This is a genomic window from Marinobacter sp. EN3, assembly GCF_000475315.1.
In the GTDB taxonomy this organism is placed as follows: Bacteria; Pseudomonadota; Gammaproteobacteria; order Pseudomonadales; family Oleiphilaceae; genus Marinobacter; species Marinobacter nauticus.
Map to the genome: position 1 here is coordinate 14,600 of NZ_AXCC01000011.1, position 24,725 is coordinate 39,324.

General features: G+C 60.4%; 15 protein-coding genes. 9 read left to right on the forward strand and 6 right to left on the reverse strand.

All coding sequences use genetic code 11. The features are described from left to right. Nucleotide 1 precedes the first annotated feature (1 nt). The 5 genes from Q675_RS23505 to gdhA form a co-directional block, all read right to left on the reverse strand. Nucleotides 2-2,131 carry a putative bifunctional diguanylate cyclase/phosphodiesterase gene (locus tag Q675_RS23505; RefSeq protein WP_023010687.1) on the reverse strand — a complete coding sequence of 710 codons (2,130 nt, stop codon included), beginning with the start codon at nt 2,129-2,131 and terminating at the stop codon, nt 2-4. Nucleotides 2,132-2,380: 249 nt separating this feature from the next. Beyond that, nucleotides 2,381-2,914, reverse strand: a complete 534-nt coding sequence (locus tag Q675_RS23510; protein WP_023010688.1) for a response regulator transcription factor — start codon at nt 2,912-2,914, stop codon at nt 2,381-2,383. A gap of 2 nt (nt 2,915-2,916) precedes the next feature. Then, nucleotides 2,917-4,188 carry a sensor histidine kinase gene (locus Q675_RS23515; protein WP_023010689.1) on the reverse strand — a complete coding sequence of 424 codons (1,272 nt, stop codon included), beginning with the start codon at nt 4,186-4,188 and terminating at the stop codon, nt 2,917-2,919. 49 nt (nt 4,189-4,237) lie between these two features. Then, the gene (locus Q675_RS23520; RefSeq protein WP_023010690.1) at nt 4,238-6,826 is read right to left on the reverse strand and encodes a PEP/pyruvate-binding domain-containing protein; all 2,589 of its coding nucleotides are present in this window, start codon (nt 6,824-6,826) and stop codon (nt 4,238-4,240) included. Between the two features lie 7 nt (nt 6,827-6,833). Continuing rightward, complete coding sequence (gdhA, locus tag Q675_RS23525) at nt 6,834-8,183, reverse strand: NADP-specific glutamate dehydrogenase (protein WP_011783856.1); 1,350 nt, start codon at nt 8,181-8,183, stop codon at nt 6,834-6,836. Between the two features lie 251 nt (nt 8,184-8,434). Here gdhA and Q675_RS23530 point away from each other — a divergent pair, with 251 nt between their 5' ends. From Q675_RS23530 to Q675_RS23560, 7 genes are all read left to right on the forward strand, one after another. Further along, nucleotides 8,435-10,480 (forward strand): TonB-dependent receptor domain-containing protein, encoded by a 2,046-nt coding sequence (locus Q675_RS23530; RefSeq protein WP_023010691.1) that lies wholly within the window; start codon nt 8,435-8,437, stop codon nt 10,478-10,480. A gap of 256 nt (nt 10,481-10,736) precedes the next feature. Further along, entirely contained in the window at nt 10,737-12,185 is a 1,449-nt protein-coding gene (locus Q675_RS23535) for a YfcC family protein (protein ID WP_022993383.1), read from the forward strand. A 24-nt stretch (nt 12,186-12,209) separates the two neighbouring features. Further along, nucleotides 12,210-13,439, forward strand: coding sequence for an arginine deiminase (locus Q675_RS23540; protein ID WP_023010692.1), 1,230 nt, complete (start codon nt 12,210-12,212; stop codon nt 13,437-13,439). Between the two features lie 18 nt (nt 13,440-13,457). After that, on the forward strand, nt 13,458-14,459 hold the full coding sequence (locus Q675_RS23545; protein ID WP_023010693.1) for an ornithine carbamoyltransferase: 1,002 nt from the start codon (nt 13,458-13,460) through the stop codon (nt 14,457-14,459). Between the two features lies 1 nt (nt 14,460). Further along, on the forward strand, nt 14,461-15,369 hold the full coding sequence (gene arcC / locus Q675_RS23550; protein WP_023010694.1) for a carbamate kinase: 909 nt from the start codon (nt 14,461-14,463) through the stop codon (nt 15,367-15,369). A gap of 83 nt (nt 15,370-15,452) precedes the next feature. Further along, nucleotides 15,453-16,526 (forward strand): efflux RND transporter periplasmic adaptor subunit, encoded by a 1,074-nt coding sequence (locus Q675_RS23555; protein WP_023010695.1) that lies wholly within the window; start codon nt 15,453-15,455, stop codon nt 16,524-16,526. Further along, complete coding sequence (locus Q675_RS23560; RefSeq protein ID WP_023010696.1) at nt 16,523-19,753, forward strand: efflux RND transporter permease subunit; 3,231 nt, start codon at nt 16,523-16,525, stop codon at nt 19,751-19,753. Before Q675_RS23555 ends, Q675_RS23560 begins: the two co-directional genes overlap by 4 nt. Before the next feature lie 14 nt (nt 19,754-19,767). Here the strand turns inward: Q675_RS23560 and Q675_RS23565 are convergent, their stop codons facing one another. Continuing rightward, nucleotides 19,768-20,193, reverse strand: a complete 426-nt coding sequence (locus tag Q675_RS23565; protein ID WP_031211080.1) for an ion channel — start codon at nt 20,191-20,193, stop codon at nt 19,768-19,770. Between the two features lie 135 nt (nt 20,194-20,328). On the opposite strand from Q675_RS23565, the gene Q675_RS23570 reads away from it, so the two are divergent. Both Q675_RS23570 and Q675_RS23575 read left to right on the forward strand, forming a co-directional pair. After that, the gene (locus Q675_RS23570) at nt 20,329-21,570 is read left to right on the forward strand and encodes an efflux RND transporter periplasmic adaptor subunit (RefSeq protein ID WP_023007776.1); all 1,242 of its coding nucleotides are present in this window, start codon (nt 20,329-20,331) and stop codon (nt 21,568-21,570) included. After that, on the forward strand, nt 21,567-24,719 hold the full coding sequence (locus tag Q675_RS23575; RefSeq protein ID WP_023010698.1) for an efflux RND transporter permease subunit: 3,153 nt from the start codon (nt 21,567-21,569) through the stop codon (nt 24,717-24,719). Before Q675_RS23570 ends, Q675_RS23575 begins: the two co-directional genes overlap by 4 nt. Nucleotides 24,720-24,725 lie beyond the last annotated feature (6 nt).

Below are 24,725 nucleotides of genomic sequence, written 5' to 3' on the forward strand. Positions count from 1 at the left end.
TTCAGATACCGTCACCCTGCTCGGAAACGGTCTGTAGTTCACGAATGTCCCTGTTGGAGTGGCTTCTCTGACGCCAGTTGTCCAGCCAGTCCAGTACTTCCTCTGACGGCATAGGCCGGGCGATACCATAGCCCTGAACCAGGTTGCAGCCCATGTCCCGCAGTGCGGTGGCGTGCTCCAGCGTTTCCACCCCTTCGGCCAGTACGGGGTGGTCAAAACGCTGTGCGAGGAAAATGACGCTTTCGACGATGGCACGGTCATTGGCGTCGGTAAGCATGTTGCGGACGAAACTCTTGTCAATCTTGATGACGTCCACGGGCAGTGTGCGCAGGTAGGTCAACGAGGAAAAGCCGGTGCCAAAGTCGTCCAGCGCCACCTGCAGCCCCAGAGACTGGCAGCGCGCCAGCACATTGCTGGCGCGTTTGGTGTCTTCCAGCGCTGTGGATTCCAGCACTTCCAGGGTGATTTGCCCGGGGCTCACTTCTGGATGGCTTTGCAGATAGCCTTCCAGGTAGTCCGCAAACTTCCGGTCCATCAGGTGGGGCGCGCTGATGTTTATGCTGACAGCCAGGGCTTCGCCGGCTTCCCGCCATCGGTTCATCTGGTGAATCGCCTCTTTCAGCACCCATTGGCCCAGGGGGATCTCCAGGTGACTGTTGGCCACCGCCGGCAGAAAGGCACCGGGGGTAATCAGCCCTTTTTCGGGGTGGTTCCAGCGGATCAGGGCCTCGAAGGCAATCACCTGGCAGTCGGCCATGCGCAGTTGTGGCTGGAAGTAGAGTTCGAATTCCTCGTTCTCCAGGGCGCGGGAAATCTCCATCAGCAGGTTCCGACGTTCCTTGCGGAAGGCATATTGGCCGGGATCGAAAATATGAAACTGGTTGCGGCCTTTCTCTTTGGCAGCGTACATGGCCTGGTCGGCATGGCGGATCAGGCCTTCGGCGTCGGTATCATCTTCCGGGTACAGGGTGACGCCGAGGCTGGCTGTCAGATTTACCTCTTTACCCGCCATGTCGAAAGGCTCACTGACCGAGGTCAGGATACGCTGATACAGGGGCTCGGAATGTTCGCTCTGAATCAGCAGAACAAATTCATCGCCGCCGATCCGGGCGACGGTATCTCCGCTGCGGAGACTTCTGGTGAGCCGTTCCGCCACCATGCGGAGGGCCTCGTCGCCGAAATCGTGGCCGAGTTCATCGTTGATGCCCTTGAATCCGTCCAGGTCAAGATAGCAGATGGCGAGTGAGCGTTTCTGCCGGTCCGCGTGCGCCTTGGCGGATCGCAACCGCTCTTCCAGCAGCTGTCGGTTGGGCAGACCGGTGAGGTCGTCGTAATTCGCGGCCCGGTCGAGCTCTTTGGCGTGATTCTTCAGGGCGGTGATATCGGAGAACGCCGCCACATAATAATGTTTGCCGGGTTCTTCCAGGTGCACCCGGCTGATGGATAGCAGTTCCACATATTCCTCACCGTTTTTGCGGCGATTCCACACCTCTCCGCGCCAGTGGTCGGTCTTTTCGATGGACTGCCACATGGAACGGTAGTATTCCCGGGAATGGCGGCCAGAGCTCAGAATGGAAGGGTTGAGGCCGAGTACTTCCTGACGGCTGTAGCCGGTAATCCGGGAAAACGCAGGGTTTACATCGATAATGTGGTTGAGGTGATCGGTGATGACAATCGCCTCGTGACTGCGATCAAAGACGCTGGCAGCGATGCGCAGGCCGCGTTCACTGTTTTTCCGGTCAGAAATGTTGGTCTGGATCACCACGAAGCCGGGTTCAACGTCGTCCGCGCCATCCACCGGTGTGCAGTAGGTGTGTACCCAGTAGGGTTCGCCGCTGGCGGTATAGTGCAGGATGTCTTCTTCAAACGCCTCGCCCCGGAACAGGTGGCGGTATATCCGGCTGACGGTATCAGGATCCGTGTCCGGCCCGGCCAGAACCTGGCTGGGAAGCTTTCCGCGAACTGCACTCAGCGAATAGCCAGTATGCTTCTCGAACGCCTGGTTGACCCATTCGATGCAGCCGCCGGCATCCAGTATCAGTGCCATGTTACGGCTGGCGGTGGCGACCAGGGCCAGTCGTTTCGGATCGATATCCGAAGCAGGCTGGGGAGAGTCCGGGGTGTTGGGCATAGATCAGGTGTTCCGGTTAACGGTGGCTTTCGGCTTCCTCCTCTCCATGTGAGAACTGTTCGCGGGAATGGCAATGATGGCTACCCGCAACCTCCGCATTTTCCGTGTACTTGTTATCCGTATATTGCAATGAGAGGTGCGAGGGATGCTACCTCATCCGGGGCTGGAAGGCATTCGACCTTGGTTTCAGGAAGTTGACGATCGTCAATTCGAAGTGAGATTTTTACCGTTTCAGGGCAGCTAGGAGATTCACTGTCGCCAGCGGGAATGCTTCTGGAGTTTTCGTTGCAGAGTTCGGCGGTGCATGTTCAGAGCCCTGGCCGTTGCGGATATATTGCCCTCGTGTTCATTCAGCACCCGCTGGATATGTTCCCACTCCATTTCCTCCACCGAGGGCGGTTCCTGGCGCAGTTCGGGGCCGCCCTCAATGGGCTCAAAACCGTGAATCAGCTGGCTTACGGTGACCGGTTTGCACAGGTAGTTCATGGCGCCACGGCGCATGGCTTCTACCGCTGTCGCGATACTGCCGTAACCGGTCAGCACCAGGACCTCCAGATTGTCATCAACCTGCAGCAGTTCTGGCAGTAATTGCAGGCCGCTCTCACCCGCCAGATTCAGGTCCAGCACGCAGCGGTTAAAGTGCTTCTCGCCAAGGGCCCGGAGCGCATCCGCCCGGTTACTGGCCGTCGCGCTCTCCACGCCCTGTCGTGCAAGAGAGCGACTTAGTACCTGCAGAAAGCTCTCATCGTCATCAATCAGCAACCAGCATTCGCGGTCTGTCATGTTCAGATAACTCCCGTGGAAGGTGCGCCAGACATCGGAAGGTCGATCACCATGGTGGTGCCCTGGTCGCTCACCCGGGCACGAAGGTAGCCGCCCAGTCGCTGTATGGTGGCGTTGGACAGAAACAGCCCCACCCCCAGGCCGTTGCGGGAATCCACCACGTCTTCGCCCGGCGCACCGGCAAAGGCACTTTCCAGACCATCGCCGTGGTCTTCGACGATGATCTCGACCCGTGCATTGTCGGCCCTCTGGCAACTGACGGCGACCCATTGCGGGCTTGCGGTCAGGGCGTTGGCGAGAAGGTTCAGCACCGCCTGATCGAGGGTGGCATCTACCGCGACCGTTGCCTCAGGACACTCGTCTGCCCAGCGTATCGGCCCGGCGGGCCAGAGCAATGTTGCAGACTCCCGAAGCCGTTTCAGCCAGGTGGATACCGCCAGGTTTTCCAGTTTTGCGTTGCGGGCTTCGATGGCGGCCTGGGTCAGCTGTTGCAGATGCCCGCTGCATAGTGCCAGCTGTTGCTGCATCATGCCCAGGTCCTCTTCCAGATGTTCGTCGCCCCGCCCCGCGGTGGCAGAACGAATTTCATCCAGCAACAGCGTCATGGTGTTCAGAGGTGTTCCAAGCCGATGGGCGACGGCAGCGGCCGACAGGCCCAGGGAAATTATCTGCTCGTCCCGAAGCCGGTTTTCCCGGAACTGCCCAAGCTGGGACTGCTGTGCTCTCAGCTGGCGGGCCAGGGTGCCCACCACCAGCAGCAGAATGGCGGCGGTCAGGGCAAAGGTTACCCACATGCCCACCAGGTGCAGCTGGGCCAGGTCGCTGCCGTGGTGCTGGTGTTCAATAGCGGGCGTATGCCAGAGCACCAGGGCGGTGTACACCAGAATACCGGATACCGTCAGGACGATACCCTGGCGCCCGGGCACCAGGATGATGGCGACCGCAATCGGCAGCAGCAGGAGTGAGACCAGAGGGTTGGTGTAACCCCCGGTGAGGTAAAGCCAGAACCCGATAAGCACAAGATCGGCCGCGAGCGTAAGGCTGACAAAAAACGCAGAGGCGGGCGGGCGCCGGCTGAACCACAACCACCCGAGCGTGGCCAGAACACCGTACAGCAGGCACAGCAGCAGGGCCTCGGCCCGATGGGCAAGGGTGATGGTGGTTTCGGCAACCGCAACGGCCACCAGCAAGGTGACAATGATGGCCAGCCGCATGCCCAGAAGGTAACGGGCGGCCTGGCGAAAACCGGTCTGTGAGTGTGTCAGCCATTCCATGGGGGCATTCTACCAGCGTGTAGCCGATGTCGGCGCGAAAAACCTCTGGCTATTGCTTCGGGTCAACCGGCCGGTAGCACACCAGTTCCTGGCGAACCACATCGCCGGCCAGCTGAATAGGCGACTGATTCATGACATACACCCTGATGGCGCGTTCAATGTCACTGGCGTTATCGGGCTGGGAGATTTCTCCGGGCAGATGGTCAGGCTGGTAATGGCACTGCCCGGATTCCGGAAACAGCGCCACATAGGCAATACCGGTTTCCACCAGATCCTGAAAGAAATGAGAGCCATAGGACAGATCCGGCACCATGTCGCCGGCGTTTTCGGATACCTCCACCAAAGCACTGACCCCGGCGATATCGGCAAACCTGACCGGTACGCCCAGTTCCGGGCTGCTGGTGCCCCAGCGGCCGGGGCCGATCAGCAGGGTGCTTTTGCTGGATTCCCGCACGATCTCGCCGACACGGCGGGCGACTTCGTAACGCTGGTTGGTATTCAGACTGGCGTAAACAGCTGCATCTACACGGATGACCCGCTCGATCGCCAGATTGATGTTGCCGCCCATGAAATGGCCCTGGGTGCGGAAAATCTCCCGCTCTGCTGGCAGGTGTTCCGGCAGTGTGACTGGGCCGGTTTCGCCAATGGTGGCCAGTGGCCGGCACTGCACCAGGTTGAAGGCCGGTTCGCCGTGCTCATCCAGGTGCAGGGTGAACTCGACATCCACGGGATGCTGATAGCCGGCCTCCAGGGTCGATAACAAGGACGACAGCCGCTGAATAAACGAGCTGGCCTGAACCAGCGGCCGGAAGGTGAGCCGCCACACTGGCCCTGGCAGGCCAATCTGTTCCGCCCGAGCACTGGCGGCCCGGTCGATCTCGCCCATGTGCGCCATGGGCAGGTCGCTAACGGTTTCCAGTAACTGGCTCAGGGGCCGGGTTTCCAGATGGCCTTCCTGCAGGTCGAGCAGATCCACCAGATGCTGGGAGAACCGGTAGTGTTCGTCCGGATTGCGGAATGGTTGCCGGCCAGGATGGTCCAGCGCCATCACGCAGGCGTGGTCGCCTTCAATTCGATCCACGGCCCGGGTGCCCAACCCCATAACCAGGCGCACCATGCCCGCTTTCGGGTCCATGTTGCTGTCCCAGGCAAAGGTGTTTCTGGATACCCCAACGCCGGCCGCATCCGGCAGGTAGTAGCGGCCATGGAAACGGCCATTCACCCGCTGGATCAGCAGAGCCATAGGCTCCTCGCGCTGGTCCAGCCCCCGTTGTTTACGGTACACCAGAGCGTCTTCGCTCATGGACGAGGCGTAGACCTGTCGGATGGCATCTTCCAGTTCCGCCAGTCGCTGTTCCGGTGCCCCCTGGTTGATCAGGAAGACGCTGTCGTATTTGCCGGCAAAGGCGTTGCCGAAACCATCCTCCTGCAGGCTGGATGAGCGCACCAGGATGGGGTATTGGCCGTAGTGGTCGAGCAGGCGCTCCAGTTCCGAGCGGACTTCCGCCGGGAACTGCCCGGTCAGAATGGCCTGGCGCAGGGAGGGTGCTTCACTCAGATAACCCTCTGGCGAGCGTTGTCGCATGATTGCCGGCCACAGGCCATTGTGGACCAGAAACGCATAGTAGGCATCGGTGCCCAGGTAGCTGGAATCGTGGGGTTCCAGATTCGGCTGCCAGAGTTCAGGCGCATCTTTCAGCAGAATGTTCCGGGCAATCAGCATGCCTGTGGCCTTGCCGCCAATATAACCGCTGCCAACCAGACGGCTGCGAATGGTGAGCAGATCCTCCAGAGTCAGGTAGCGCCGGGCCAGTTCCAGAATCTTGGGGTCGCGGCTGATCATCACCTGCAGAACCTGCTCCTGCAGATCAGGCATGCAGGTCTGGTCCTGTTCAAAAACGGCCCGGCTGACTTCCTGGAACAGTCTGTCCCAGTAATCCAGCAGTGGCTGGCGATGCAGGTGCCCGGATTCCAGCGAGGCCTGCAAGCGGGTGGCATCGCTGCTGTCGGTAATCGGCCAGAACTGGCCAGCCTGTTCCCGATGGGGCAGGAACATGGTCGGTGATTGCCGGCGCCAGGCCTTGATGGGATGAATCTGCACATCGTCGCCGTGGCGGTGTACATCAATCAGCACCTGGGTGGTCTGGCGAATCCGGTCCAGGGTCATCCGGGAGTGTCGGTCCGGGTGCAGGGTGAACCAGGCGACGGTATCCAGTTCGAACAGGAAGGGACACACTACCCGGAAAAAATTGCCCACCATGGCGTCGGTGGCCCAGGCATTGAGTAGCTCACTCAGGCTGTCGCAAACGTAGAAGGCGCCGCGGCCATGTTGTTCGATCAGGTGCCAGACCCGGCTGGTAAAACTCTCGAAACCGCCGAGGGCATCAATAGTGATGGTGCGCACCGCAGGGTGCTGGTCAATGATCGGCGGATGCTCGCCGAAGCGGAGATAGATGATCTGCCGGCCGGCGTCGGCGGCAGCATCCAGAAAGGGAAGAACGAATCGGCGGTAATCGTCCAGATCGGAGACCCGCCAGACAACATTGTCGCCGATTCGCAGGCCATCCAGCACCTCATCCAGACCGGGCAGTCCGGTGGACACCCGGTCTGTGGTCTGCTGAGGCTGCTGGTGCGTCATGGCGTGATCAGATCACGCCCATGGCGGTCATAGCCTTGGCTACGCGAAGGAACCCGGTGATGTTCGCGCCCAGCACATAGTTACCCTGAGCGCCAAACTCTGCGGCGGTCTCGTAACAGTTCTTGTGGATATCGATCATGATTTCCTCAAGGCGCTTCTGGGTGTAATCGAAAGTCCAGGAATCGCGGCTGGCGTTCTGCTGCATTTCCAGGGCGGAAGTTGCAACACCACCGGCGTTAGCGGCCTTGCCCGGGCCGTAAGCAATCTTGGCGTCCTGGAAGATGATGATGCCTTCCGGCGTGGTCGGCATGTTGGCGCCTTCGGCAACTGCGATACAGCCGTTTTCCACCAGGGTCTTGGCATCGCTGCCGTTGAGTTCGTTCTGGGTGGCGCAAGGCAGGGCCACATCACACGGAACGCTCCAGATGTTGCCGTCTTCCACGTACCTGGCGTCTTTGTGGTATTCAGTGTAGGCGCTGATGCGGCGGCGCTCCACTTCCTTGATGCGCTTGACCGTCTGCAGGTCAATGCCCTTCTCATGCACGATCATGCCCTGGGAGTCGGAGCAGGCAATTACCTTGGCGCCCAGTTCGTGGCATTTTTCGATGGCATAGATGGCTACGTTGCCGGAGCCTGACACCACCACGGTCTTGCCTTCCAGGGAGTCACCACGAGCCTTGAGCATTTCGTGGGTGAAGAACACGGTGCCGTAACCGGTGGCCTCGGTACGGGCGCGACTGCCGCCCCAGTCCAGGCCCTTGCCGGTGAATACGCCGGATTCGTAGCGGTTGGTGATGCGCTTGTATTGGCCGAACAGGTAGCCGATCTCGCGGCCACCGACGCCGATGTCACCGGCGGGAACGTCGGTGTACTCGCCCAGATGGCGGTACAGTTCGGTCATCAGGCTCTGGCAGAAACGCATGATTTCGTCGTCCGACTTGCCTTTCGGGTCGAAGTCGCTGCCGCCTTTACCACCGCCGATGGGCAGTCCGGTCAGGGCATTCTTGAAGATCTGTTCGAAGCCCAGGAACTTGATGATGCCGAGGTAAACAGATGGGTGAAAACGCATGCCACCTTTATAGGGGCCAAGGGCACTGTTGAACTCGACACGGAAGGCGCGGTTGATGTGGATCTCACCGCTGTCGTCCTGCCAGGGCACACGGAAGATGATCTGGCGCTCGGGTTCGCAGATGCGCTGGATGATCTTCTTGTCCGCGAACTCCGGGTACTTCACCAGCACGGGCCCCAGGGTTTCCAGTACTTCGTGAACCGCCTGGTGGAATTCTTTCTCACCCGGGTTGCGATGAAGAACGTCCCGAAAGATCGGTTCCAGCTTTTCGTCGAGTTTTGCAGTCATGGTGTCATGCCCTCGGAATACGCGTATTGAAGGTCGCAGGGAAATGCGGTGCCCAAAAAAAGGGCAGTGATTGCACCACAGCGGTGCGGTAGTTGGCAAGTGAATCCGCTGCTAAGCCCGGTGGCCCACCCGGCGGAGATACCCCCAAGGGGGTGCGGCATTGTGTCTCAAGCCAGTGAAAAAGAAGCGGCATACAATTCCGGCTAATTCACGAAACACCTGATCCGAACGCTCCAAGGACCCGCCACACCATGATGAGAAAAACCCACCTGGCTCGCTGTATCAGCCTTGTGATGGCCGGCTATGCTGTCGCACCTCTTGCCCATGCCCAGTCTGAAACCACTGCCCCGATCTTGATCCGGGTGACCGAAGGTCAGTCGGCCGAAGCCGCCCGGCTGTCTGCCGCGGCCATTCAGACCGAACCGGTGCAGCGACTGTCCTCGGATGCCGGGGTTTCGCTGTCGCGCATGGGTGGCCGTGGTCTGGACCCGGTGATCCGTGGCCAGAATGAAGAGCGGGTGGAGGTTCTCCTTGATGGCATGCGGGTGGAAGGTGCCTGCCCGAGCCGGATGGATCCGCCCACCAGCCGCTTGAGCACAGCGCTGGCGCCGGTGCTGGAAGTGCGCACCAGCAACCGCACCCTGCGCTGGGGCCCGATTGCCGGCGGCCAGGTGGTCGCCACCACCGCCGCCCCGGAATTTGCGGATGACAACCGCACAACCGGCCACCTGACCGTCGGCGGTGCCGACAATGGCGAAGGCAAGCTGGTGAATGGCAGCGTGGCGGTCGGTGACAAGGAAACGTTTATCCGCCTCGCTGGCGGCTACGACGAAGCCGACGACTATGAAGACGGCGACGGTAACGAAGTCCGTAGCGCCTACAAAAACTCTGAAGGCCGGGTGGATGCTGCCTGGACCGCTGATAATGGCTTCTACATCAAGGGCCTGGTCAGCCGCCAGGAAGAGCGGGATGTAAAGTTTCCCGGCCGGGGTATGGATGCACCGAAAACGGATACCGACCTGTACCGGCTGGAGCTGGGAGCGCCGGTCGCCAGCGGCGGCTGGAACCTGATGGCCTGGCAGGCAGATGTGGATCACGTGATGGATAATTTCAGCCTGCGTGAGCCGCCGGTAAATATGGGTATGCCCATGAAAATGCAGACCAACTCGGAAACCCGTACCCGGGGCGCCCGACTGGTGCTGGATCAGACCATCAACTACACCAAAGATATTGCCTTTGGTGTGGATGTGGAAAGCAATGAGTGGGACGCCACCATGTACAACGGCATGAATCTCGACCACGAGGCCTCTTTGATGTGGCCGGGCGTTGAGCGAGACCGGGTAGGTGTGTTTGTGGAAGCCTTCCACCAGATCCGCGCCAACGCCCGCCTCGGTGCCGGCATCCGTTATGACCGTGTGGAAATGGATGCCACCCGTGCCGATCAGACGTTTACTCCGATGGCCGGCGGTATGATGACGTTCTCCCCTTCCGGGCTTTACGCCTCGGCCTATGGTGCAAGCGATACCGAAGCCAACGATGACAACGTAAGCGGTTTCCTGACCGGAGAATGGCGTGTTTCTCCGGTCCAGGCCCTTGAGGTTACGGCCAGCCACAGCGTGCGCTCCCCCAGCGTGAATGAGCGCTATGTTGCTCGAAAGACCATGAAAGGCAGTTGGATCGGGAATCCGGATCTGGATACCGAAAAACACCACAAGCTGGAAGTCAGCCTGCCCGGCAACCAGGGAGAGTGGAGCTGGCGCCCGGCTGTCTGGGTGGACCAGGTGGATGACTATGTTTACCGCTTTGACATCCGCAATCCCAATAACACGACGGATACCCGCTACGAAAATATCAGCGCCCGCCTCCTCGGCGTAGAGGGCATGCTGGGATGGACCAACGGTACCTGGAGCAGCACCAGCAAGCTGGCCTCGGTGCGCGGGGAAAACCGCGATGCCGATAAGGCGCTGCCGCGGATTCCGCCCATCCAGTTTATCCAGACGCTGGGCTGGCACTACCAGGGACACACCCTGGAAGCCGAATGGCAACTGGCCCGTCGCCAGGATCGGGTAGACCTGGAATCCGGACTGGACCCCAGTACTTCACCTGGATACGGCGTATTCAACCTGTCCGGCACCCATCCGCTCATGGCCAATCTGAGCCTGACCTGGGCAGTGGATAACCTGTTCGACAATACCTGGGCGAACCATGTCAGCAAGGACAACCTGGCCGACAGCGGGGTGTTCCGGGTCAATGAGCCGGGGCGCACCTTGCGCGCAGCGCTTACGGCCCGGTGGTAAAACGATTATGGCGGTTGCCCGCTTCTCATAGCCGGCGGGCGACATTGATGCCCCGGGTGGTGCTAACGCTCCACTCGGGGCTTTTTTATGGCCGATCAAGAATTGCGCTACCTCAACTTCGGGCCCCATTTCATGAACTATGCTGTAGCCATGCAGATTTGTACGAGTGGCTCATAACCGCCGGGAAACTCCAAGCCTGTTGGGATCCCCGAAAAGGACTTGTCTGCACCATGCGATTACGGAAAGGAGACGCATCGTGACCGAAGACGAACAGTTGCCAGAAAATCCTGAAACCGACCTCGCTTCCCGCTTCCCCACCGCTTATACAATCCTTTTCGGCCTGATTATTCTGGTGGCCGCGCTGACCTGGATCATTCCTGCGGGGCAGTACGAGCGAGCCATGAATGAAGAGGTTGGGCGGGAAGTGGCGGTGCCCGGCACCTATCAGATTGTTGACCCGAACCCTCAGGGCTTCGTTGATGTAATGCTGGCCCCCACTGGCGGTTTTTATGACCCGGACAGCTATGCTGCCAATGCCATTGACGTCGCTCTGTTTGTGTTATTTCTGGGGGGCTTTCTCGGTGTGATGAACGCCACGGGCGCGATAGACACTGGTATTCGAAGTGCGATGCGGCATCTGAAAGGTCACGAGATCTGGATGATACCAATATTAATGGTGCTCTTCGCGATCGGTGGCACGACCTACGGAATGGCCGAGGAAACCCTGGCCTTTTACGCCATTCTGATTCCCGTGATACTTGCGGCCGGGTACGACGCCGTAACGGGGGTTGCCATTATCCTTATCGGCGCCGGTATTGGCGTTCTGGGTTCCACGATTAACCCGTTTGCCACCGTGATTGCAGCCAATGCTGCCGGTATCCCTTTCACAGATGGAATCGTATTGCGGTTTATTCTGTTGATTGGCGGTCTGGTGATCTGTATCGGCTACGTGATGCGGTATGCTCGCCGGGTAAAAGCCGATCCGTCGAGATCCGTGGTTGCCAGGCAGTGGCCAGCGCACAAGAAGCTGTTCCTGGAGGATCACGAGCAAGAGATTCACAGCGCCAAGCTGACTACCACTCAAATTATTGCCCTGATTATATTTGCCCTGACCTTTGCCGTGATGATCTGGGGTGTGTCATCCCAGGGATGGTGGATGGCCCGGATGGGCTCTTTGTTCTTTGGTGCGGCCATCGTCATCGGCATTGTTGCGCGGCTGGGCGAGAAGAAACTTACTGGCAGCTTCGTTGATGGTGCGCGGGATCTGCTTGGGGTTGCCCTGGTGGTTGGGCTCGCCAGGGGCATTGTTGTGATCATGGAGCAGGGCATGATTGCCGATACCATCCTTCACAGCGCCGAAACCTCGCTGGGAGGTTTGCCCGAGCTGGCCTTTATCAACCTGATGTTCTGGATCGAAGTTGGCATGAGTTTCTTCGTACCATCTTCTTCCGGTCTCGCCGTTCTCTCCATGCCGATCCTCGCCCCGCTGGCGGATTTTGCCAGCGTCGGACGAGACCTCGTCGTGACGGCTTACCAGTCTGCCAATGGCCTCGTAAATCTGATCAACCCCACCTTTGCGGTTGTCGTCGGCGGGCTTGCCATCGGGCGGGTGTCCTACGATCGTTGGCTCGCCTTCATCTGGCCCTTGCTGCTTATCCTGACCGTGTTCATCACGATAGTCATAAGCCTCGGCGCAATGCTGTGAACACTCGACAAAAGGAGCTTTGTCATGTCTGAACACACTCTTGGAGTGCACTCTGAAACCGGAACCCTGCGCCAGGTCATCGTTTGTCGGCCTGGGTTGGCGCACCGTCGCCTGACGCCCTCCAATTGCGATGCGCTGTTGTTCGATGATGTCTTCTGGGTCAAGCAGGCCCAGAAAGACCATGACGTGTTTTCAGGCCTCATGCGTGCCCGGGGCGTTGAGGTGCTGGACGTCAACGAGTTGCTGGCGGAGACGCTGGATATCGCGAAGGCTCGCAAATGGATACTGGATCATCGCATTACCTGGAACGAAATCGGTGTCGGGATGGTCTCGGATCTACGTGCCTGGATGGACGAACTGCCGGGGACCAGGCTGGCAGAGTTTCTTATTGGAGGCCTTGAAGTAGCCGATCTGCCTTTTGATCCGGTTGGCCTGTTTGGCAACCATCTCGGTCATTACGGCTTCGTGTTGCCGCCACTGCCAAACTTCCTGTTCACCCGCGATAACAGCGCCTGGATCTATGGTGGCGTCACCCTGAACCCCATGTACTGGCCGGCGCGGAAGCCAGAAACCCTGCTTATGGCGGGTATCTACAAATTCCATCCCAAATTTGCCGGCAAGGTTAATGTGCACTGGGGCGATCCTCTCAAAGACCACGGTCTTGCCTCCCTGGAGGGTGGGGATGTCATGCCGGTGGGTAATGGTGTCGTGTTGGTGGGTATGGGGGAGCGCTCGTCCCCTCAGGCTATTGGTCAGTTGGCCAGGTCGCTTTTTGAAAGTGGCACAGCCGAGCGCGTCGTTGCCTGCCAGATACCCAAGTCCCGATCAGCGATGCATCTGGATACCGTCTTTACCTTCTGTGGCGGCAATGTGGTCACGACGTTCAAGGAAGTGGCCGATGAAATGGTCTGCTATGACCTGCGCCCCGGAGAGGGCAAAAAGCATCTCGCATTTCGTCAGGACCCGCGTCCGTTGTTCGAAGTAGTAGCCGACGTACTGGGTTATAAGCAACTGGAGATCGTTCCCACCGGCGGTTATGACCCGGCGGAGCGAGAGCGTGAGCAGTGGAACGACGGCAATAACGTCCTGGCGTTAAGCCCAGGGGTCGTCGTTGGCTATGATCGCAATGACGATACCAACGCTGCTCTGGAAGCTGCAGGCATCGAAGTGTTGGCAATACCGGGAGCGGAACTTGGGCGTGGCCGGGGCGGCGGTCGCTGCATGAGTTGTCCAACCATTCGCGATGCTGTCTGACAGTAAAGGAGAGGCTCAATGGCTTTCAATCTCAAGAACCGGCATTTTCTGACACTGCGGGATTTTAGCCCCAGGGAAATCGCCTTTTTGCTGAAGCTGTCGGCGGATCTCAAGACCGCCAAGTATGCTGGCACTGAAGTGCCCAAACTCGACGGCAAGGACATCGCGCTGATCTTCGAGAAAAACTCCACTCGAACCCGGGTCGGGTTTGAAGTGGCCGCCTTCGACCAGGGGGCGCGGGTTACCTACCTGGGGCCGACCGGAACCCACATCGGGCACAAGGAATCGGTGAAGGATACGGCGCGGGTGCTTGGCAGGGTCTACGACGCCATCGAGTACCGGGGGTTCGGACAATCCGTTGTCGAAGAGCTGGCGCAGTACGCCGGCGTGCCGGTCTACAACGGGCTCACCAATGAATTTCACCCCACCCAGATACTGGCGGATTTCCTGACCATGCAGGAGCATGTGGAAAAGCCGTTGCGGGATGTGGCCTACGTGTTCATCGGCGATGCCGCCAACAACATGGGCGACAGCCTGTTGATTGGTGGCGCCAAGATGGGCATGGACGTGCGCTTGTGCGCACCGAAGGCCTGCTGGCCCAATCAGGCCGTGCAGGAGGAAGCGCGAGCGCTGGCGGCTGAAACCGGAGCACGCATCACCATTACCGAAGATATCGACGCCGCGGTTGCCGGAGTCGATTTCGTGTATACCGATGTCTGGGTCTCGATGGGCGAGCCAAAGGAAAAATGGGCCGAACGGATCAAACTGCTGATGCCTTACCAGGTGAATGCGGCCCTGATGGCCAAAACCGGCAATCCGCGGGTTCGGTTCATGCACTGCTTGCCGGCCTTTCACAACACCGAAACCGTGGTGGGCAAGGAGATTCAGGAAACCTATGGCATAGACGCCATGGAGGTGACGGAAGAGGTGTTCGAAAGCCCGGCTTCGATTGTTTTCGATCAGGCCGAGAACCGCATGCATACCATCAAGGCCGTCCTCGTGGCGACCCTGGGAGGCTGACATGCTGGTTGTGGCAGCGTTGGGGGGAAATGCCCTCTTGAAGCGCGGGGAGCCGCTGACTGCAGAGGTTCAGCGCAACAATGTGCAGATTGCGGCCCGATCGCTGGCCGCAGTTGTCCGGGCCGGTCACGACCTGGTGGTCACCCATGGCAACGGGCCCCAGGTGGGGCTGCTGGCTTTACAGGGCGCTTCCTACAAACCGGATGAGGCTTACCCGCTGGATGTCCTGGGTGCGGAAACCGAGGGCATGATCGGCTATATGATCGAGCAGGAACTGGAAAACGCCCTCGGACACGACCGACCGGTCGCGACTTTGCTGACTCAGGTGGTGGTGGATCCCAAGGACCCAGCTTTCGAAAATCCGACCAAATTCGTGGGACCGGTCTATGAACGCGAGGAGGCTGAGCGCCGGGCAGAGGGTGCGGGCTGGAGTATTGCGCCGGACGGTAACAAGTGGCGCCGTGTGGTGGCGTCGCCGAAACCTCTGGAAATACCGGACATGCGCGTGCTGAAACTGTTGCTCGATCAGGGGGTGGTTGTGGTGTGTGCCGGGGGTGGCGGAATACCGGTGCTGCGCAGGGACGACGGCAGCATGGTCGGTATTGAGGCGGTCATCGACAAGGATGCCGCCAGTGCCTTGTTGGCCAGGCAACTGGGTGCGGACGCGTTGCTCCTGCTAACGGATGTTGAGGCGGTCTACCGGGATTTCGGGACCGACCGGTCGACGGCGCTTTCGGAATTGACAGTGTCAGAGGCACGGGCCCTGGAGATGCCTGCCGGCTCCATGGGTCCGAAACTGCAGGCCGCCTGCGATTTTGCCGAGGCTGGCGGAATCAGCGGCATTGGACGGCTGCAGGACGCCTTGGCCATTCTGGAAGGATCGGCGGGCACTCGAGTGTCGGCCGGGTAGACCCGCTCTCGTGTTTTCCAGCTGCGAATTTTGATAATCTCCGGTTATTAGGTAATAACCAAAATGATTTCCCGGAGGGCTTCATGGGGCGAATGGCTGCTGCAGGATTGATGATCACTCTGGGCTTGCTGGCCCCAACGGCGGAGGCACAGCAGGCGTCGCCTGCCCAGCCGGTGACAACAGCGGTCACCGAGCGAGGCGAACTGCAAGAGACTGTGCACCTCGATGGCGTTATTGAGGCCGTACAGCAAAGTACTGTTTCTGCGCAGACCAGTGGCACCGTGCAGCGCCTGCCTTTCGACGTTGATGATTCCGTGGCTGCCGGAGACCTGATTGTCCAGCTGGAGGACAGCGAACAGCGGTCCCGTCTGCGCCAGGCCGAGGCCGGGCTTGAGGAGGCCGAGGCGGCATTGGCGGATGCGGGGCAGCGCTTTGAGCGTATTGAAGCGGTACACGAGCGTGGCCTTGTGTCCAGGCAGGAATTCGACCAGGCCCGCAACAACCTTGCCGCTGCCAGGGCCCGGGTCGAACGCGCCCGGGCTTCGGTTTCCGAGGCCCAGGAGCAACTCTCCTATACCCGTGTGCTGGCACCCTACGGTGGCATTCTTACCGAACGGCATGTCGAAGTCGGAGAAGCGGTCAACCCCGGCCAGCCGCTGCTCAGCGGCTTGTCCCTGGAGCAGCTCCGGGTTGTGGTGGATCTTCCCCAGAAGTATGCCGAACTGGCCCGTATGGAGCGTCAGGCCCAGGTCACCCTGGCTGATGGCCGGGTGCTGGAAACCGGTGAGATGACCTTCTACCCCTATGCCGATCCGCAAACTCACACCTTCCGTCTGCGGATGCGACTGAGTGAGCCCAATGGCTCGCTGTTTCCCGGCATGCTGGTGAAGGTCAGTGTGCCGGTTGCCAGCCGCGAGACCCTGTGGGTTCCGTTAAGCAGCCTGATTCAACGCAGCGAGCTCCGGGCGGTATTTGTGCTCGATGATCAGGATCAGCCCAGGCTGAGGCAGGTTCGCACCGGGGTGCGGGACAATGGCCGGCTGGAGGTTCTTGCGGGCCTGAGCGAGGGCGAGCGGGTAGTCACAAACCCGTCTGTGCTGGTGGGCAGCGAGCGCCTGAGTCCGCTTGAAAGAACGGGCGAGGAGTCGAGCCCGTGAGCCGTGATTTGCCGCCTGTTGGCCCCTCCGGCGCCATTGCCCGAGTCTTCCAGGACAACCACCTGACACCGTTGCTGGCCATTCTGGCGATCATTCTTGGCGTGCTGGCTGTGGTGGTCACACCCAAAGAGGAAGAACCCCAGATTGACGTCACTATGGCCGATATCATGGTGGCGTTTCCGGGCGCCAGCACCCGGGAGGTGGAAAGCGCGATCGCCACGCCGGCCGAACAGGTGATGGGCGAGATCAAGGGCGTCGAGCATGTCTATTCCGTGTCCCGCCAGGGCCAGGCGGTGATCACGGTGCAGTTCGAGGTGGGCATCCCGCGGCAGGAAGCCCTGGTCAGGCTCTACAATCAGGTGTATTCCAACCAGGACTGGTTGCCGCCCAACCTGGGCGCTGCCCAGCCGGTGGTCAAGCCCAAGGGCATTGATGATGTCCCGGTGATGACACTCACTCTCTATGATCCGGTCAACGGGCATACGGGGGAGGAACTGACTCGCCTGGCGCACATGCTGGAAGTCGCCCTGAAACGGGTCCCCGGCACCCGGGATGTCTATACCACCGGCGGGATCCCGGATCGGGTCGATATCCGGTTCGATCCGGCGTTGCTGGCGGGGTTCAACCTCACCATCGATGACATCCGGAACGCCCTGATGGCGGCCAACACCAGCAGCCAGGAGGCACGGATTGCCCGGGACAACCTGTCGATACCGGTCCAGGCCGGAACGCTGCTGGAAACCGTGGAGGATGTCCGGCGCCTTGTCGTGGGCATGCACAATGGCTCCGCGGTGTACCTGGAGGACGTGGCGCAGGTCCGCCGGGGAGGCACCGTGGCGGACCAGAGTGTAATGACCGGATTCGGGCCGCCCCGGGAAGCCGGCGTGGCTGGCCAGCCCGGCGAGGTTTATCCGGCAGTTACCCTGGCCATCGCCAAGAAGCCGGGCGAGAACGCCATCAATATCACCACGGCCATTGAAGAGCGTCTGGACCAGCTGCGCAACCGGGCCCTGCCGGAATCGGTGGAAGTGCTGGTCACCCGGGACTATGGCGTAACCGCCTCCCAGAAAGCCCGCAAACTGATTACCGATCTGATCTCCGCCACTTTGTGCGTTGTGCTGCTGGTGCTGGCGGCCATGGGCTGGCGCCAGGCCCTGATTGTCGGCATCGCGGTTCTGATTACCCTGCTGCTGACCCTGGTGTTCTCCTGGGCATGGGGATTTACCCTGAACCGGGTGTCCCTGTTCGCGCTGATATTCTCCATCGGCATCCTGGTGGACGACGGCATCGTCATCACCGAGAACATCAATCGCCGGATCCAGAACTCCCGTCGTGCGGTCAAGGACATCATCCCGGTGGCCGTGGATGAAGTGGGCACGCCTACCATCATGGCCAGTCTCACCATCATGGCGGCGCTGATTCCGATGGCGTTTGTCAGTGGCCTGATGGGCCCCTACATGAGCCCGATTCCGATCAATGCCTCCGCGGGTATGGTGCTGTCCCAGGTTGTCGCCTTCGTGGTGGCCCCCTGGCTGGCTTTCAGGCTTCTCAAACACAAGAAGGGGCAGCAGGCTGCCGAAGCCGAGGAGGCGTCCAGCTCTGCGGATGGCGTCAGCCCGTTATCCCTGCGAATTTTCCGGACCGTGCTCGGGCCATTCCTGGGGGATCATCCCTGGCGGCGCCGTTTGCTGGCACTGGGGGTGGTGGGTCTTACCCTCGTGGCTTCGTCATTGCCGGTGTTCCAGGCGGTGATCCTGAAGATGCTGCCGTTCGACAACAAGTCGGAACTTCAGGTTGTGGTCGACATGCCCGAGCGCACGCCCATGGAGCAGACCCAGCGGGTGTTGCTGGATATGGGCAGCTACCTGGAAACGGTGGACGAAGTGGCCAACTGGCAAACCTACGCCGGCACCGCCTCACCCATCAATTTCAATGGCCTGGTGCGGCAGTATTACCTGCGTGGCGATCCCTACCACGGGGATATACAGATCAATCTCATGGATGAAGAGAGTCGGGACCGGTCGTCCCATACGATTGCACAATCCCTCCGGGACCCACTGACCGAAATCGGTGACCGGTACGGAGCCAGTGTGAAGATTGTCGAAGTGCCACCCGGGCCGCCGGTACTCTCACCCGTGGTGGCCGAGATCTATGCGGTGGATGAAACCCGCCGGGCAGAGCTGGCCCGGCAAGTGGCCGAAGGCATGACCAGCGTCGATGGCTTGGTGGATATCGACACCACCCTGGAGGCACCCACACGGCAGTGGGAAGTGGTGGTGGATCGGGACCGTGCGGCACGCCTTGGTGTTTCCCAGGCCCAGGTGGTCGGTGCCCTGCAGACCGCCCTGGGGGGAACCGGGGTCAGCTTCCTGCATGATGATCATGCCAAATACCCTGTTCCGATACGGGTGATTCTGGGTGAAGGCGACAAGGCCCAGCCATCGGTGCTGTTATCGCTGAAGGTGCGGAGCCGCAGCGGCGCACTGGTCCCCCTGGCAAGCATTGCCGACGTTCGCGAAGCCGACTGGATGGGCGCGATCTACCACAAGGATCTGCTGCCGGTGACCTATGTGACGGCGGACATGGCGGGGGAGATCGATTCGCCGCTGTATGGCATGTTTGCCATGGTCGAGCGTCTGAACCAGCAAGCGGGGGCCCCGGAGCAGTATTTCATCGACCAGCCCCCATTGCCGGAGAAGGGCACCCTGAAATGGGACGGCGAATGGCAGATCACCTACGAAACCTTCCGGGACATGGGCGCGGCTTACAGCGTGGGTGTGTTTATGATCTTCGTTCTGCTGGTGGCGCAGTTCCGTTCCTATATTCTGCCGCTGGTGATCATGGCGCCCATACCGCTGACCCTGATCGGCATCATGCCCGGCCATGCGCTGCTGGGGCGCGAGTTCACCGCCACCAGCATGATTGGCATGATTGCCCTGGCCGGGATCATCGTGCGCAACTCGATCCTGCTGGTGGTGTTTATCCGGCAGCTGATTGAGGAGGGTGTCGAGCTTGATGAGGCGGTGGTTCTGGCGGGCGCGGTGCGCATCAAACCCATCGCGTTGACGGCGATCTCGGCGATGGTGGGTGCTTACTTTATTCTGAACGATCCGATTTTTAACGGCCTGGCGATATCGCTGGTCTTTGGCCTGGCCATGTCCACTTTGCTGACGGTTCTGGTGGTTCCGCTTCTGTACTACACACTTGCGCGTTGCCGGTGGATTTGACGCCGGGTCATTTGCTACCGGGTTGGCCAGTAGCGCTGCATTTCGAGGAACAGGAAGGAGGCGCTCCAGGTAATCAGGACCAGCCCTGTCAGGGCCTCGATGCCGGTCAGATGACGGAGCATGCCAACGGCTTCAATATCGCCGTAGCCGAGGGTGGTAAAGGTTGTGAAAGAAAAATAGGTACAGTCCAGCATGGAGCCGTTGAAATTGCCAAGCAACTGGCCCCAGCCATCCGCGTGGTGCATGAAATAAAAGGCCGTGGCAAATATCCAGACCTGAAGAGCATGGGCGGTAAGGCAGCCGAGCACTGCGACGATCAAGCGGAAGTGGTGGCTTTGCCGCATTCGTCCCAAGAGGCTACTCAAACGGATCAGGACTTCGTTATGTATCACTACAACGGCACACACCAGAAGGATGTTCAGCAGGGTGACGTTGATCAGAGTATCGTGAGTGGCGTCCAACGGAGTCGGTCCTGAAGCCGGGAAACCTGCCGGAGTAATCCGGAACCTGTTGAAAATTGTATAGTAAATTCGTTGCCTTCGCGCACTTTCATTTAATCAGAGTATTGACTGTCCATGTCCAGAAAACTGCTTCCCCTGTTGATGATCGCCCTGGGTATTGCCGGCTTCCTGCTTTTGAAGGCAACCCGGCCGGAACCGGCGGAAGTATCCGCCACCGAGCGTAGCTGGCTGGTGCAGGTGCAGAAGGTCAAGCCCACTCGAGCGACCCCGGTGTTGCCTCTGTATGGTGAGGTGGTGGCGCCGGATCTGCAGACCATCACCGCCACTCTGGCCGGGCGTATTGACCGGTTACCGGTACGGGAAGGGCAGCAGGTGAGCGAAGGTGACTTGCTGATCGCGCTGGATTCCGCCGATATCGAGCCGGTACTTGCCCAGGCCCGGGCCCAGGTCGCCGACCTGGAGGCGCAGGTGCGGTCCGAACAGGTGCGATACCGCAACGATCAGCGATCCCTGGAGAGTGAAAAGGCCATTCTGGACAACGCCCGTCGCCAGTTTGAGCGTATTCAGTCGCTGGTTGAGCGTAACCTGGCCTCCCGCGAAAGCCTTGAGGCTGCCACCGATGCGCTGGCGAGGGCGGAGTTGACCCTTCGTATCCGGGAGCGGGCCATAGCCGAGCATCCGGCCCGGCTGCAAAGCCTGGAAGCCCGGTTGTCGCAGGCCCGGGCCAGTCTGACCACGGCAGAACTGGACGGTGAGCGGGCGGTATCAACAGCGCCTTTTGACGGTATGGTCACCAACCTGCAAGTGGCGGCTGGCGATCAGGTATCCCGCAATCAGGCGTTGTTGAGCATCTATCCGATACAGGGGCTGGAAGTCCGGGCGCGGGTGCCGCAGATGTATCTCGGCGAGTTGGTGGATGCCCTGGCCAAGGGGGCAACACTAACGGCTACCACCGAGGATTCCGGCCAGCGCTTTGAGCTGGTCCGGTTTGCTGGCCTGTCTGATCCGGCCGGTACCGAGGCGGTGCTGGAGCTGAACGGGGAATCGGGAGCCTTGCGGCCCGGGGCCTTGCAGCCACTGCTGCTGCAGCGGCCAGCAAGGGACAACCTGATTCCCATACCCTTCAGTGCACTGTACGGGGCCGACAGTGTTTACATCATGACTGATGATAACCGTATGCAGCGGGTGACGGTGCAACGGGTTGGCGAGGCACTCAGTGAGAATGGCGAGCGCCGGTTGTTGATCGCCAGTGAACACCTGAAACCGGGCATGCGCCTGATCACCACCCACCTGCCCAATGCGATCACCGGCCTGAAAGTAAAGCTGGCGGATAGCAAGGGAGCACCGGCCTCATGAGTCGCAAAAAGGGTGTGATCGGCTTTTTTGTCCATCACCGGTTGGCCGGCAATCTGGTGATGCTGGTGATGTTGCTCGGTGGCGTAATGGCCCTGACTCGTATGAATATCCAGTTCTTCCCTACTTTCGCCCTGGATGTGGTCAGCGTGCGGGTGGTGTGGAGTGGTGCGTCGGCCGAGGATGTGGAGCGCGGTATTACCGATCCGCTGGAGCAGCGTCTGCGCAGCGTCGACGGCCTCAAGAAGATGACCTCCACGTCGGCGCAGGGGGTGTCGTCCATTACTCTGGAATTCCATGAAGGCACCGACCCGATACAGGCAGTGGATGACGTGCGCCAGCAGGTCGACGAGTTCAATAACTTGCCGGCGGATGCCGAAGAACCGCAGGTGGCCAGGGTTGAACGGTACGAACCGGTGGCCCGGCTGCTGGTTTACGGTGATGTCGACCGGGCCGAGTTGCGCCAGCTGGTGTACCGGTTTGAAGATGAATTGCTGGACCGGGGCATCGACCGGGTCACGCTCCGGGGCCTGCCGGAGCAGCAGATCAGTATTGATGTGCCGGTGGAGCGGCTGGAATCCCTGGGCCTGTCGCTGGAACAGATTGCCGATCGGGTGGCGTCGCTGTCCCGTGACCTGCCGGCGGGGATGATGGCTCAGCAGGATGCCACCCGAGAGCTGCGGGCGGTGGAACAGCGACGCAGCCCCCAGGCCTTCGAGACCATTCCGGTACTCAGCGGTGATCGCATCCGCATGCAACTGGGTGACATAGCCATCATCCGCCAGGAAGCCCGGGACAACCAGACGGTCATGGAAAACAACGGCATGCCCGCCGTAGAGCTGCAGCTTCAGCGGGCGGAAAACGGCAACTCCCTGACCGCCGCGCGGGTGTTTGAGTCCTGGTTGACGGATACCCGCCCGACCTTGCCGGCCACCGTAAATATCAAGGTTTACGACGAAACCTGGCAGCTGATTGAAGACCGGATTTCCCTGCTGGTGAATAACGGCCTGGGTGGTCTGGTGCTGGTGGTGGGGCTGCTCTACCTGTTTCTTCCCGGGCGGGTCGCCGCCTGGGTGGCGGTGGGTATTCCCACCGCCTTTCTCGCCGCCCTGGGGGTGCTATGGCTGATCGGCGGCTCCATCAACATGATTTCCCTGTTTGCCCTGATCATGGCCCTGGGGGTGATCGTTGACGATGCCATCGTGGTGGGGGAGGACGCGGACGCCCATGCCCGTATGGGAGAGCAGTCCATCTATGCCGCCGAAGGCGCTGCCAAGCGTATGGTCTGGCCAGTACTGGCTTCGTCCCTGACCACGGTGGCGGCGTTCATGCCACTGCTGGTGGTGGGAGGTGTAATAGGCAATATCCTGGGCGATATTCCGGTGGTGATGATCTGCGTGTTGATTGCCTCTCTGCTGGAGTGTTTTGTGGTCTTGCCAGCCCATCTTCGCCATGCCTTTGTCCGCAAGGTTTCCGAGAATCAGCCAGAGCGACGCCCTCACGCCGTGGCCCGTTTGCGCCGGGGATTTGAGCAACGGTTCGATACCTTCCGCGACGGCCCTTTCCGCCGGTTTTCCCGCTATAGCCTGAAGCACCGGGGCATGACCGTAGCCTCGGCACTGGCGTTGGCCATTGTCACCGTCGGCCTGCTGGCCGGTGGACGGCTTGGGTTCAACTTCTTCCCGACGCCGGAACCATCGGTGTTCTACGCCAATGCCAGCTTTGTGGCGGGCACGGACAAGGACACGGTGGCGCGCTTCATCCGGGAAATGCAGCGCTCACTCACCGAAACGGAGGAGGCCCTGGGGGGCGATCTCGTACTCCATGCCGTGACCACCTACGGCGCTACTCAAGGGGCTGAGGGCAGTTCCCGGAACGATGACGAGCTTGGCTCCATGCTGGTAGAACTGGTGCCTTCGGACAGCCGTTCCGTGCGCAATGCCGAGTTCATTCGGGAATGGCGCAGCCGAATGACGCTGCCAGCCGGACTCGATGCCCTGAACATCAACGAGCGCCAGGCCGGCCCGCCCGGGCGAGATGTCAATGTGCGACTGACCGGTGATGACGCAGAGGCCCTGAAGCGGGCAGCGGATGAAGTGGCCCAGGCTCTGGATACCCTGCCGGGCGTGCTGGATGTGGAAGACGATATGCCCTGGGGCCGGGAACAGTTGCTCTATCAGGTCAGCCCTTATGGTGAGGCCCTGGGGCTGACCACTGTGGATCTGGGCCGACAGTTGCGGGCGGCATTTGATGGCCGGATTGCCCAGATCTACCAGGATGGTCGCGATGAGGTGGAAGTCCGGGTGCAGTTGCCGAGGGCGCAACGGGAGCAATATTCCACCCTGGAGCGCATGACCATCCGCATCCCCGATGGCCGCTTTGTACCGCTGACCCAGGTGATGAACCTGGATCATCGCCAGGGGTTTCAGGCCCTGCGCCATGCCGATGGCAAGCTCGCGGTGGAGGTCAGCTCGGCACTGAATACCCGGGTTGCCACCACCGACCAGATTCTTGAAAGCCTGCAGTCCGGGCCTTTGCCGGAGATTGCCAGTCGTCATGGCGTGCGCTACAGCTTTGAGGGCCGCTCGGCCGACCAGCGGGAAACCATGGCGGATATGCAGACCGGGCTGGTGATTGGCCTGGCCTTGATGTATGTGGTGCTGGCCTGGGTGTTCGCGTCCTGGAGTCTGCCGCTGATTGTCATGGCGATTATTCCTTTCGCCCTGGTCGGTGCTCTGCTGGGCCACTGGATCATGGGGCTGCAGCTCACCATACTGTCGCTGTTCGGTTTGTTCGGCCTGTCCGGTATCGTGGTGAATAACGCCATTATTCTGGTGGCTTTCTACAATCAGCAGCGGCAAAAGGGGCTGGGCATCACGGATGCCCTGAATGAGGCCGCCGTGCAGCGGGTTCGCGCGGTTCTGCTGACGTCCTTGACGACCATCGGGGGGCTGACACCGCTGCTGTTCGAAACGTCGTTGCAGGCCCAGTTCCTGATTCCCATGGCAACGTCGATTGCCTTTGGCTTGGGACTGTCCACCTTCCTGGTGCTGCTGGTGATTCCAGCGCTGTTGTCCTGGGTCGAGCAATGCCGGGAATGGCGTGCCCAACGCAGGAACGGTGCGGCAGAACCTCTGGGGGCTGCCGACTGAATATCG

Excerpts from the sequence above, each read along its gene's own strand:
- Q675_RS23505 (WP_023010687.1), bottom strand. The coding sequence starts at position 2,131 with ATGCCCAACACCCCGGACTCTCCCCAGCCTGCTTCGGATATCGATCCG.
- Q675_RS23510 (WP_023010688.1), bottom strand. The coding sequence starts at position 2,914 with ATGACAGACCGCGAATGCTGGTTGCTGATTGATGACGATGAGAGCTTT.
- Q675_RS23515 (WP_023010689.1), bottom strand. The coding sequence starts at position 4,188 with ATGGAATGGCTGACACACTCACAGACCGGTTTTCGCCAGGCCGCCCGT.
- Q675_RS23520 (WP_023010690.1), bottom strand. The coding sequence starts at position 6,826 with ATGACGCACCAGCAGCCTCAGCAGACCACAGACCGGGTGTCCACCGGA.
- gdhA (WP_011783856.1), bottom strand. The coding sequence starts at position 8,183 with ATGACTGCAAAACTCGACGAAAAGCTGGAACCGATCTTTCGGGACGTT.
- Q675_RS23530 (WP_023010691.1), top strand. The coding sequence starts at position 8,435 with ATGATGAGAAAAACCCACCTGGCTCGCTGTATCAGCCTTGTGATGGCC.
- Q675_RS23540 (WP_023010692.1), top strand. The coding sequence starts at position 12,210 with ATGTCTGAACACACTCTTGGAGTGCACTCTGAAACCGGAACCCTGCGC.
- Q675_RS23545 (WP_023010693.1), top strand. The coding sequence starts at position 13,458 with ATGGCTTTCAATCTCAAGAACCGGCATTTTCTGACACTGCGGGATTTT.
- arcC (WP_023010694.1), top strand. The coding sequence starts at position 14,461 with ATGCTGGTTGTGGCAGCGTTGGGGGGAAATGCCCTCTTGAAGCGCGGG.
- Q675_RS23555 (WP_023010695.1), top strand. The coding sequence starts at position 15,453 with ATGGGGCGAATGGCTGCTGCAGGATTGATGATCACTCTGGGCTTGCTG.
- Q675_RS23570 (WP_023007776.1), top strand. The coding sequence starts at position 20,329 with ATGTCCAGAAAACTGCTTCCCCTGTTGATGATCGCCCTGGGTATTGCC.
- Q675_RS23575 (WP_023010698.1), top strand. The coding sequence starts at position 21,567 with ATGAGTCGCAAAAAGGGTGTGATCGGCTTTTTTGTCCATCACCGGTTG.